9 protein-coding genes are annotated in these 11,488 nt (G+C 65.7%); 5 read left to right on the forward strand and 4 right to left on the reverse strand.

Going from position 1 to position 11,488, the window contains the following annotated elements:
- Positions 1–192: 192 nt before the first annotated feature.
- Positions 193–2,610, reverse strand: a complete 2,418-nt coding sequence (locus MKI88_RS06090; protein ID WP_241630070.1) for a PQQ-dependent dehydrogenase, methanol/ethanol family — start codon at positions 2,608–2,610, stop codon at positions 193–195.
- Positions 2,611–2,764: 154 nt separating this feature from the next.
- Between MKI88_RS06090 and MKI88_RS06095 the strand changes: the two genes are divergently transcribed.
- Genes MKI88_RS06095 through MKI88_RS06110 form a run of 4 tightly spaced genes read left to right on the forward strand, consistent with a single transcriptional unit; the run spans position 2,765 to position 7,594 of the window.
- Positions 2,765–3,520: a CoxG family protein gene (locus MKI88_RS06095; RefSeq protein WP_241630071.1), complete on the forward strand. Its 756-nt coding sequence runs from the start codon at positions 2,765–2,767 to the stop codon at positions 3,518–3,520.
- The gene (locus MKI88_RS06100) at positions 3,517–4,386 is read left to right on the forward strand and encodes a xanthine dehydrogenase family protein subunit M (RefSeq protein WP_241630072.1); all 870 of its coding nucleotides are present in this window, start codon (positions 3,517–3,519) and stop codon (positions 4,384–4,386) included. Before MKI88_RS06095 ends, MKI88_RS06100 begins: the two co-directional genes overlap by 4 nt.
- Positions 4,383–4,868 (forward strand): (2Fe-2S)-binding protein, encoded by a 486-nt coding sequence (locus MKI88_RS06105; RefSeq protein WP_241630073.1) that lies wholly within the window; start codon positions 4,383–4,385, stop codon positions 4,866–4,868. Before MKI88_RS06100 ends, MKI88_RS06105 begins: the two co-directional genes overlap by 4 nt.
- Positions 4,869–4,909: 41 nt before the next feature.
- Entirely contained in the window at positions 4,910–7,594 is a 2,685-nt protein-coding gene (locus tag MKI88_RS06110) for a xanthine dehydrogenase family protein molybdopterin-binding subunit (RefSeq protein WP_407073310.1), read from the forward strand.
- Positions 7,595–7,635: 41 nt separating this feature from the next.
- Here the strand turns inward: MKI88_RS06110 and MKI88_RS06115 are convergent, their stop codons facing one another.
- Both MKI88_RS06115 and MKI88_RS06120 read right to left on the reverse strand, forming a co-directional pair.
- A complete protein-coding gene (locus MKI88_RS06115) occupies positions 7,636–8,280 on the reverse strand; it encodes a 2-dehydro-3-deoxy-6-phosphogalactonate aldolase (RefSeq protein ID WP_241630075.1) in 645 nt (214 codons plus the stop codon).
- Positions 8,277–9,152: a 2-dehydro-3-deoxygalactonokinase gene (locus MKI88_RS06120; protein WP_241630076.1), complete on the reverse strand. Its 876-nt coding sequence runs from the start codon at positions 9,150–9,152 to the stop codon at positions 8,277–8,279. The genes MKI88_RS06115 and MKI88_RS06120 overlap by 4 nt, the downstream gene beginning before the upstream one ends.
- 219 nt (positions 9,153–9,371) lie before the next feature.
- Between MKI88_RS06120 and MKI88_RS06125 the strand changes: the two genes are divergently transcribed.
- Entirely contained in the window at positions 9,372–9,791 is a 420-nt protein-coding gene (locus MKI88_RS06125; protein ID WP_241630077.1) for a hypothetical protein, read from the forward strand.
- Here the strand turns inward: MKI88_RS06125 and MKI88_RS06130 are convergent.
- Complete coding sequence (locus tag MKI88_RS06130) at positions 9,773–11,326, reverse strand: serine hydrolase domain-containing protein (RefSeq protein ID WP_407073311.1); 1,554 nt, start codon at positions 11,324–11,326, stop codon at positions 9,773–9,775. The two genes, MKI88_RS06125 and MKI88_RS06130, sit on opposite strands and share 19 nt — an antisense overlap.
- Positions 11,327–11,488 lie beyond the last annotated feature (162 nt).

Below are 11,488 nucleotides of genomic sequence, written 5' to 3' on the forward strand. Positions count from 1 at the left end.
CTGCGGCAATAAGTGGGCTGTTCACGCGCCCCGGATCACGCCCGACGGAGATATCGGCATCTCCTTAAACCCGGTATCCGGATAATTACTGAGAAGCTGAGCGGGTAATGCGGACCCCGTGACGCTCCGGTTACAGCACCGCAATCTCCGGCATTTGCCCGGCTTCGGCGAGATCGGCGAGCGGGTGCACCGTCAGCGGCGCGTGCCCGTCACCGGGAAGGTCCCGAAGGGGCCGGTTTCCACGGTGCCGGAGAAGCTGTCACCGTCCAGCGTGACATCGTATTTCAGCGCGACGGGGAAGGGCATATAGGCCTTGCCCGACATGGTCGCGCGGTTCCCGCTGACCGTTCCCTTGAGGTCGACCGATCCCTGCGAGGAGGAGGTCTTGCCGGTGATTTCGCTGCCCACGACCTTGTAAACGCCCTTGGCAGGTTGCTTGCCGATGGGGGAGTCGGTGACCACCTCCCAGGTTCCCGAGAAGCTGGCATCGGTCGCGCCCGCCCCGGCCTTGGGGCCGGCTTTGCGGGTTGCGGCCTCTTCGGTCAATTGCCGCCCGCGTCCGCGCAGATATTGCCGGATTGCCTCGATTTCATCGGACGACAATTCGGGGAAGGCGGGCATCCCGGCGCCAGTGAGCGCGCCATTTACCGCTGCGTGGAACGAGTCGCGATTGGTGGGATAGGGCGAGATGCGCAGATCGGGGGCCGCGCCGCCGCCGACGGCATTGAAGCCGTGGCAAACCAGGCAGCCAGACATCGCGAAGGCCATGCCGCCACGCGACTCCAGCGCGAGATTCGGGCGATAGTCCGGATCGTTCGGCGCGGTCAGCGGCGCGGGCTCGGTCACCGGCAGCTTGTCCTTGCCGTCCAGCACGAAGGTCAGCACGCGGCGCGGCATGCGATAGTCTGTCCGGTATTTGGCGAGGCCGGGCGAGAGGATGCCGCCGCCCGACGCACCGCTGCCGGTGATCACCGTGACATATTGCTTGCCGCCGACGCTGTAGGAAATGGGAGGCGCGACGACGGGCGCGCCCGTCTGGTAACTCCACACTTCCTTGCCGTCGCGCGCGTCATAGGCGACGAGCTTGCCGTCGATCCGTCCCTGGAACACCAGGTTGCCTGCGGTCGCCATCGTTCCGCCGGGCCAGTTGCCGGGAAGCTCGACGCTCCAGCGCGCCTTGCGGGCCACGGGATCCCATGCCTTGAGGAAGCTGCGACGCGCGCCCGGCAGGTCGGGATCGGGGATGGCGTTGATCGCCATGCCGCCGAGTTTCGGCTGCTTTGCGAAATCCACGCCTTCGTCGCCGACGAACGACGCGCCTTCGATCACGGGAATATAGACCAGCCCGGTGCGCGGGCTGTAGGATTGCGGCAGCCAGCTATGCGCGCCGCGCAGGCCCGGCCATAATTCGAACAGGCCGGGTTTTCCGTTGTAGCGGATACCCGGATTTTCGATCGGGCGGCCGGTCTTCTGGTCGATGCCCTTGGCCCATGTGACCTTCGCATAGGGATCGCCCGAGAGGAACTCGCCGGTGGCGCGGTCGAGCACATAGAAGAACCCGTTTTTGGGCGCCTGCATCAGCACCTTGCGTTCCTTGCCGCCGATTTTCAGCGTGGCGAGCGTCATGTCCTGCGTCGCGGTGCAGTCCCATTGTTCGCCCGGGCAGACTTGATAATGCCAGGCATATTCGCCGGTATCGGCCTTCACCGCGACGACCGAGGCGAGGAACAGATTGTCGCCGCCGCCGGGGCTGCGCAGCGACTGGTTGTAGGGAAAGCCGTTGCCTACGCCGATATAGACAAGTTTGAGTTCGGGATCATAGGCAAACGCATTCCAGGCGGTGCCGCCGCCGCCCTGCTTCCACCATTCCCCCTTCCACGTCTTCGCCGCCATCCGCATGGCTTCGTTCTCGAAGCCGTCGGCGGGGTTTCCGGGCACGGTGTGGAAACGCCAGAGTTGTTTCCCGCTCATCGCGTCATAGGCGGTGACATAGCCCCGGATCGGGCTGACATCGGCGCCGCCATGCCCGATCACGAGCTTGCCGTCGAACACGCGCGGCGGGCCGTTGATGTAGCGCATCTCTTTCGGATCGAAGTCGCGCTGTTCCCACAGAGGTTTGCCGGTATTGGCGTCGAGCGCGATGATCCGGCCGTCCTGGGTCGCGAGGAACAGGCGGCCGTTCCACCAAGCGATGCCCTTTGGCCCCCATCCCATGCGCAGGGCAAGGCCGCCGAGTTCGCGCGTTTTGGAATCATATTCCCAGAGCAGCTTTCCGGTGGCGGCCTCGAACGCGCGAATGAAGGAATGGCCGGTGGTGACGAAGAGCTTGCCGTCGGCCTCCACCGGGCCGGTCAGCGTGTTTTCGGAAGGCAGGTCGTAGTGCCATGCAAGGCCCAGCGTGGAGACTGTATCGGTATTGATCTGGTCGAGCGGGCTGTAATGCTGTTCGCCGCCGGTCCGTCCGAAGGAAGGCCAGTTCTCGGGATCGACAAGCGCGGTGGGTTCGGGGGGAGCTGCCGAATCGCTGCAGAAATTCAACGCCAAACCGCCCGCGATCGCCAGCGCAAGCCAGGCGAACATGCGGGTCGTCCTGCCCCCAAATACAGTCATCCACACCCTCCCTTATGCGGCACCACAGGCATATGATGTCGCGGCCCGGTGCAGCCATCGCCCGTGCGTCAAGCTGCACGAGACGGTTGCCACCGTCCCGATCCCAAGGCAAGTTATAAGCCACTGTGTCTCATAACGTCGGGAGCGAAGCAATATGCAGATGGCCGGAGAGCAGCGGATCGCCGCTTCCCGTCAGCGTGTCTGGGAGGCGCTGAACGATCCCGAGATACTCAGGACCTGCATTCCCGGCTGCCAGTCGCTGGAGAAGGAATCGGACGAGCGCCTGAAGGCGACGGTCGAGATCAGGATCGGCCCGATCGGCGCGCGCTTCAACGGCGCGGTGACGCTGTCCGACCTCGATCCGCCCAATGGCTACACGATTTCGGGCGAAGGGCAGGGCGGCACGGTCGGCTTTGCCAAGGGCGGCGCGAAGGTGTGCCTCGCCGAGGATCGCGGCGATACCGTGCTGACCTATCGGGTCGACGCCGAGGTCGGTGGTCGACTGGCGCAACTGGGCGGCCCGATCATCGATGCAACCGCCAGGCAGCTTGCGGGCAAGTTCTTCAAGCGTTTCGGCGAAGTGGTCGGCGCGCCCGTGGTGGCGCAGGCGCAACCGGCGCGCGCGGTCGAACCGGCGACGACCGGCGCCATCCCATCCGCCACAGGCATCGCGGCTGGTCGCAATGCGTCGATCGTATGGATTCTCGTGCTGGTTGCGGCGCTTGTGACGGGCTTCCTGATCGGTCGTGGGGTTGGTGGCGCGCCGTCCGACTGGATGGGGCTGGCGATCGGCCTGCTCGTCGTGATCGTCGCGGCCGCGGCCTTCGAATTCGGAAGACGATCGGCGGCGCCCGTGGTCGTGCTGGACGCTGCGCTGCTCGCGCGGTTGACCGAAGGAGCCAGGTCTTGAAGCCGGCACCGTTCGACTATTTGGCGCCCGAAACGATCGAGGAGGCGTGTGCCCATCTCGCCGGGGCTGGCGGCGGGGCGACCGTTCTCGCAGGCGGGCAGACGCTGATGCCGTTGCTCGCGCTGCGGATGAGCCAACCCTTCATTCTCGTCGACATAAACCGCATCGCGGCACTGAAGGGTGTCGCCCGGGTCGATGGGGGTACGCGGATCGGCCCCGTAGTTCGCCAATGCGAGGTGATCGCGGACACGACGATCGATCGTGCGCTTCCCGCTCTTGCCGTCGCAACGCGCCATGTTGGACACCACCAGACGCGCAATCGGGGTACGATCGGCGGATCGATCGCGCTTGGCGAACCAGCGGCCGAATTGCCCGCCACCGCGCTGGCGCTCGGCGCGTCAATTGAAGCGCGGTCGACACGCGGGGTACGCCGCATCGCCGCCGAAGAATTCTATTTCGGACCCTATATGACCGCGCTCGAGCCAGACGAACTCGTCACCGCGATCGATTTCCCGGACTGGCCGACGGGCAGCATCACGTTGTTTCGCGAGGTGGCGCAGCGGCCGGGAGATTTCGCGCTGGTCGGTCTGGTCGGCGCGCTGGCGGTCGAGAATGGCAGGGTCGCGCGTGCCGGGATTGCCTGGTTCGGCATGGGGCCGACGCCGATCAAGGCGCGTCAGGCAGAGGCCGCGCTCATCGGCCAACCGGTGTCCGGCCTCGATGCGCGCGGGATCGCCGAGCTTGCCATCGCCGACACCGATCCGTTCGACGATCACCACGCGACCGCCGAATATCGGCGCACCGTTGGCAGGCGCATTTTGGCGCGCACTCTGGAAGTTGCTTTGGACGAGAGGCGGGCGGCATGAGCGAGCATCGGATCGAGGTCAGCATCAATGGCCGCAATCACAAGGCGATCGTCGAAGGGCGCAAGTCTCTGTGCGACTTTCTGCGCACCGATGCGGGCTGCACCGGCGTGCATGTCGGCTGCGAGCATGGCGTGTGCGGCGCCTGCACCGTCATCGTCGACGGGGCTGCGGTGCGTTCCTGCCTGATGCTTGCGGTCCAGGCCGACGGATGTTCGGTCACGACCGTCGAGGGGCTCGCCGCGCCCGACGGCACGCTGCACCGCGTGCAGCAGGCGATGCGCGAGGAGCACGGGCTGCAATGCGGCTTCTGCACGCCGGGGGTGGTGATGACGCTCGCCGCGCTCACCGAGGGCACGGATAGGCCCGATGCCGAGGCGTTGCTTGCCGCCATGTCGGGGCATATCTGCCGCTGTACGGGCTATCAGGGCATCAGGCGGGCGGCGCTGCGGCTTGCGGGCGAAGCCGCGGGCGACGCTGCGTGAGCGCCGCGCAGATCACCGCCGCGCGCTTCATCGGCGAGCGCATGCCGCGCAAGGAGGACCCGCGGCTGCTGACGGGCAAGGGGACTTTCGTCGACGATATCGTCCTGCCCGGCATGCTCCACTGCGCGTTCGTCCGCAGCCCGATCGCGCGCGGGCGGATCCGTGCGATCGACGTCTCGGTCGCGCGCGAGATGCCCGGGGTGCATGCCGTCCTGACCGCCGGGGATCTTGCGGCAATCAAGATCACGCCGCTCAGCTTCTACCTTGCGCCGACCGAGGTGCCGACGCCGCTGCTCGCGACCGACCGCGTTGCCTATGTCGGCGATCCCGTCGTCCTCGTCATCGCCGACGACCGCTATCTGGCCGAGGATGCGGCGAGCCTCGTGACAGTCGACTATGAGGAGGAACAGGCCGTCGTCACGATCGGCGACGCGCGGAACGGGCCGCTCGTCCACCCGGGCACGGAGTCCAACGTCGCGGCCGTCATGGGAATGGACGAGGACGAAGATTGCGAGGAACTGCTCGCCGGCGCGCGGCATTTGCTCAGCCGCACGGTCACCCATCAGCGCATATCGCAATCGCCGATGGAGACGCGCGGCGTGGTCGTGACGCGGCAGGGCGAGGAGGAACTGCTCGTCCATATCACCTGCCAGAGCCCGCACATGGTCGCGCGCTACCTGACGCAGGCTCTGGGCATGCCGAGCATGAGCATCCGCGTGATCGCCAAGGATGTGGGCGGCTCGTTCGGCCTCAAGAACCATCCATGGCGCGAGGAACTGTCGGTCATCGCGGCGGCCATGCTGCTCGGCCAGCCGCTCAAATGGATCGAGGACAGGCTCGAAAACCTGACGTCCGCCAACCAGGCGCGCGAACAGGAACTGACGCTGCGCATCGCCTTTGACGGCGACGGAAAGCTTCTTGCCTCGCACGGCGACTATAGCCTCAACAACGGCGCGTATCCGCAAGGGGCGGACGCCAATATCGCGGTGCACATGTTCATGTGGGCCGCGTACAAAATGCCCTATTACGGCTTCTACACGCGCGGCTGGTATTCCAACACCGTGGGGCTTGCGGCCTATCGCGGTCCGTGGGCGATGGAAACGCTCGCGCGCGAGACGATGCTCGACATCGCCGCGCGGCAGATCGGCATCGACCCCATCGAGATCCGGCGCCGCAATCTCGTGACCAGCGCAGACCAGCCCTGCACGACGCCGCTCGGCATAATGCTCGAGGACATCACGCCCGCCGAATGCCTCGACAAGTTGCTTGAGGTTGTCGACGTCGCCGCCTTTCGCGCCGAGCAGGCTGCGGCGCGCAAGGAGGGTCGCTATCTCGGCCTTGGCGTTGCGACCTATATCGAGCCGACGGGCTCGGCGGGGAGCATCGGCGTGATGACGGGCGAGCTGGCGCAGGTCCGGGTGGAGCCAACGGGCAAGGTTACCGCGGTGATGAGCACGCATTCGCAGGGCCATGGCACGGCGACGACGATGGCGCAGATCATCGCGGAGCAGCTTGGGGTGCCCTATGAAGATGTAACGGTGTTCGAGGGCGACAGCGCGCGCGGCGGCTTCGGGCCGGGCGCGGCGGGCAGTCGTCAGGGCGTGATCGGCGGGGGCGCGTCGATGAAGGCGGCCGCGCTGCTCAGGGGCAAGGTCAAGCGTATTGCCGCGTACCTGCTCAACGCCAATCCCGACGATGTCGAGATTGCGGGCGGCATGATCCGTGTCGCGGGCGCCGAGGAGATGACGCGCACCCTGCGCGAGATCGCCGAGATCGCCTATGGCGAGCCCGACCGCCTGCCGCCGGGCGTGGAAACGGGACTTGAGGCGCAATATCGCTACACGCCACCGCCGATCACCTTTACCAGCGCGGCGCATGCCTGCATCGTCGAGGTCGATGCCGAGACGGGCTTCGTCAGGATCAGGCGCTGGGTGTCGAGCGAGGATTGCGGCGTCATCATCAATCCCGCGGTGGTCGAAGGACAGATCGCGGGCGGGCTGGCGCAGGCGATCGGCACCGTGCTTCTCGAGGAGTTCGCCTATGACGCACGCGGAAATCCCACCACCGTCACCTACAAGGACTATCTGCTGCCCGCGATCTCCGACGTGCCCGATATCGAATATGTCCACGCGTCGACACCGTCGAAATCCGAGGGCGGGTTCCGCGGTGTTGGCGAGGGTGGCGCGATCATCGGACCGCCGACGCTGGTCAACGCGATTGCCGATGCCTTGTCCCCCTTTGGCGAAGTCCCGCTCGCACTGCCGCTGACGCCATCAAAAATCCTCGAGGTGATCGAGGGACGCCCGATCGCAACGAAGGTTGCGGTTCCGCCGACGCAACCCGCGACCGCGGTGGCGGAAGCCGTCGAGGATCAGCGCGCGCCGGAAATCGCGACGCAGCCCGCCGATATACTTGCCGAGGCATCGGCACCGGCCAGTATCGACGGCAAATGGAAGATGATCCTCGCCTCGCCGGTGGGGCCGCAGCCGATGGTCGGCCATTTCACGACCGAGGGTTCAACGCTCAGGGGCAAGCTCGAAAGCGATCAGGGCTCGATGGACTTCGCGGGGATAGTCCAAGGCAACCGGCTCACATGGGATCTGAAGGTGACCAAGCCGATGCCGTTGACGCTCAAATACGATGTCCAGATCGACGGCGACGTGCTTACCGGCAAGGTGAAGATGGGCTTTTTCGGCACTGCGAAGCTGACGGGCGAGCGAAGTTAGTTTCTGATTTTGGGAGCGCGCGGCGCTTTCCCTTCAACCAATCAGGCTCCACGGCTGTCCTCACGCCACGCCGCGACAAAGGCCCCGGCATTTTTCGAGACCTGGCTGGCATCCATGCCCGCGCGGTAGAGTGCCGAGCCAAGCCCGAAACCGCGCGCGCCGGCCTTGCGCCACGTCGCGAGCGTAGCCGGTGTCACGCCGCCCACCGCAAGTACCGGAACTTCGGCGGGCAGCACCGCGCGATGCGCTTTCAGGACATCGCTCGACGCCCCCTCCGCCGGGAAGAGTTTGAGCGCATGCGCTCCCGCCTTGAGCGCGGCAAAGGCCTCGCTAGGCGTGAAATAGCCCGGTAGCGAGGCAAGACCCGCGGATACGGTCGCCGAAATGACGTCCGCGTCGGTATTGGGCGATACGATGATGCGTCCGCCCGCCTGTTGCACCGAGCGTACCTGTGCGGGTTCGAGCACCGTACCTGCTCCGACAATCGCGCGTCCGTTCAAGCGTGCCGCCAGTCGTTCGATGCTCTTCAGCGGCTCGGGCGAATTGAGCGGAACCTCGATGAGTGTGAAGCCCGCATCCACGAGCGCGTCTCCAACCGCGTCGATTTCATCGGGGCGCACGCCGCGCAGAATCGCCACCAGCGGGCATGTCGCAAAGGCATCGGCGAAATCGGCGGGAAGGGTCATGGCAGGGATCTCCAGATCGAAGTGATGCCAGCAACAAAGGCGCCGTGGCTGTCGACATGATGGCATCGTCCGCCGAACGCCTCGATCGCGGCGGCGTACAGGCCCGCCAGTGTCGGGTCGGCGAGCATGTGCACGTCGCGCGTGCCGTCGCGTAAACGGGCCTCGACATCGCTTCCGATGAGCAGGCCGCTTACATAGGCAGCGCTCGCCGCGGCATCCCGCTTGCCGAGCAGCATTGCGGCGCGCGTCCCGAAGAGCGTCGCCAGCAGATCGTGGCGCGCCGCGTCGGCAACGCCCTCCACGAAGGCGGCGCCGGGCACTACTGGTCCGTGGAGCTGGCTTGAAAGGAGGCCGTGTGACTTGAGCAATGCGAACATCTCGCCGGTCATGGCGGTTGTGAAGCCGTCGATACGGCCCGCTTTCATCCATGCCCATTTGCAATGCGTGCCGGGCTGGCAAAGCAGCGCATCGCCGGGCGCGAGGCCACCGGCAACCGCGCCGAACAACTGAACTTCCTCGCCGCGCATGACATCCGCGCGACCGCCTGCGACCTGACTGACCCCAGGGACGATGCCGATCCGGGCGGGCTCGACCCAGTGCACATTGCGGGCAAGCGTATCGAGATCGGCGGGGCAGGGGACATAGGCCGTCTCGTGCCATCCGCGATTGGACCCGACCATTCCGGCAAGCAGCATGGGCAATCCGCCATAGCGCGCGCTCAGCGCCGAAGCTTCGGCGGCAAAGCCGTCGCGGCCAACCGCCAGCGTTCCGCGGCCGTCGCGATCGGTGCGCACCACGTCGCCGGTCTTGTCGATCACATAGGCCCGACGGTTGGTGGTGCCCCAGTCTATGGCCACGAATTCCCCCGTCATCGCGTCACCACCATGCCATGTAGCGCGCGGATCTACCGGCCATAACGCTGATCGAGGAGCTGCGGCATGGTGTAGATCTCGTTCCTGAGGAAAATCGCATGGACTGCCTGCGATGACTGGTCCGGTTGCGTCGTTAGTTGATCTGCACCTGCGATGCCAGCCTGGTCCGGAGGCGGAGCGCGGCGGAGCCGAACCGCGGCGTCATGCGCATGAAGGGCCATGGCCGAGAACACGGCAGGTCGCGTTGTCCAGGGCGAGGTCGATCAACGGGGCTTAACGCGTCAGTTCGCGCGCACGACCAGACAGCTTGAGTGCCTCGTCGATCAGGGCGGCCGTAGTTTCATCGGTGGATTCGCCAATGGCAATCCGGATGCAGTTCCGGGCTTCCCGATCCAGCCGCGCGGCGCGAGCGAGACGGCGGTCGAACTTCGCAAGCATACTCATGCACCACACAATGCAGATCGCGGAAAAAGTTTCCCGGCCGGCGCCGGGCATCAGGCGCGTTGCGCTCTGCCGGTCAAAATTCAGGATTGGCAGCGACCGGGGATTTCGGCTTCATACTGGCTGCGTCGTTACCGCAACGAAGCCGAAATCCCCATTGGATCACTCGTTCAATCTGATCACTTTACCTCGTTGTAGAGATACTCGTGCTGGCTGTCCCGGATGGTCAGCGTCCGCACACCGTCCCGGTTGCCGACAAGGGCGTCGACGTCGATCCCGCCGGGGCCCACCGAAACAACCGACACGGTGCCATCGGCGTTCTTGCGCGTGGCCACCGGACCTTCGATGAATCCTGCCGTCACCCATGGCGTGCCGCCTTGGTCGCGGAACGTGATCGTGCTTCCATCGACCGGGTTCCGATACGTCTTCGCCAGGCCCGCAAGCACAGCTGCATCGCCGGGAACGGTTAGCTTGGCCCGCCGCACCTTGGCTTGTGCCTTGACCCGGGCCGCTGCCGCAGCGACGCTTTGGGCCGCTTCGGGCTTACCGTCGTAAACCACCTCAAGCAGGCGGCGGAGGAATGGCGCGAGCATGGCCGCGCCCGGATCCGCGTTGGTAAGGATCACCGCGCCGATCCCCGTTTCGGGCAGGACAAAGAAGGTGCTGTGATATCCCTGCAGAGTGCCGCCATGGGTGACAACCGTCACGCCCGAGACGACGCGCTCCATCAGGCCCATCCCATACCATGCATTTTCGCCGATCGGCACGCCGTGCTTGCGACGCTCGAGGATATTGGCTTCGCTTACCAGCCTCTTGCCCTCAGGGGTCAATCCCTTGCCCAGTTCGAGCTGTGCATAGCGCGCCATGTCCGCCGCCGTCGACCATGCGCCCCCCGCCGGGCGATGCGGCGTGATCAGATGGTTGAAATGGTTCGACATCTCGACCATCTGGCCGTTCACGTCGAGGCCATGCGGCCGCGCCCAGTTTCCGCTCTCGCCAACGTCAAAGGAAAAGCCAGTGTCAGGCATTCCGAGCGGGCCGAAGATCCGCGTCTGCATCGCCTTGTCGAAGGCGGCGCCAAGCTCCATGTCCGGATAGGCCAGCGCGCCGCCCAGATAACCGGCTGCCGAAGCCATGAGGTTGTTGTACTGGAACAACTCGCCGAACTTGCTGGTGGGCTGTGTCTGCGCGAGCTGCTTGAAGGTGTCGGAAGCCGGTGCGCCGCCGTCGGCCAGGATGAAAGCGTAATCCTTGCGCGGCAGGCCCGTGCAGGCGCAGACGAGGTGGCGGACCAGCACCGATTTGGTCACCTCGTCGCTGCCCAGCCGGAACGCCGGGTAGAGATCGGTGACATGCTGGTCCCATTTCAGCTTGCCCTCGTCAGCAAGCACCGAGAGCAGCAGCGTCGCCATCCCCTTGGTGTTCGAGGCGACCATGAATTTGGTGTGTTCGTCCACGGGCTCACTGGAACCGAGCTCACGCACGCCGACGCCGCCCTGCCACACGACCTTGCCCTGATCGATCAGCGCAATCCCGACACCCGGCACTTCAAGCGCCTTCGCCGATTCAGCGACGAACTCGCGCAGCGTCTGAATGCGATCGGCCGTCAGCCGATGCGGCGCCTTGCCAGCAAAGGTTTCGGGGGCGTAGCCGGCGGGGCGGAGGCTCTGCTGAAGGATCGAAGTTGCCCCGGAGCGCTTGTTCGCGGTCGATTCCGCACCATCGGCGATCAGGACGGTCCAGGCGTTGCCCGTCCGCATTGCCGTGGCCGAAACGACGGCGTGTTCGATGGGTGACGTTTCATAGGAGATGCTGACGCGCTGATCCCAGCCATCGCCGCTCGTACCTGCCGTCACGAGCCGGACAGTCCGCTTCGCCTCGGGCTTGTAGAGCGA

Source organism: Sphingomonas sp. LaA6.9 (assembly GCF_022601895.1).
In the GTDB taxonomy this organism is placed as follows: Bacteria; Pseudomonadota; Alphaproteobacteria; order Sphingomonadales; family Sphingomonadaceae; genus Sphingobium_A.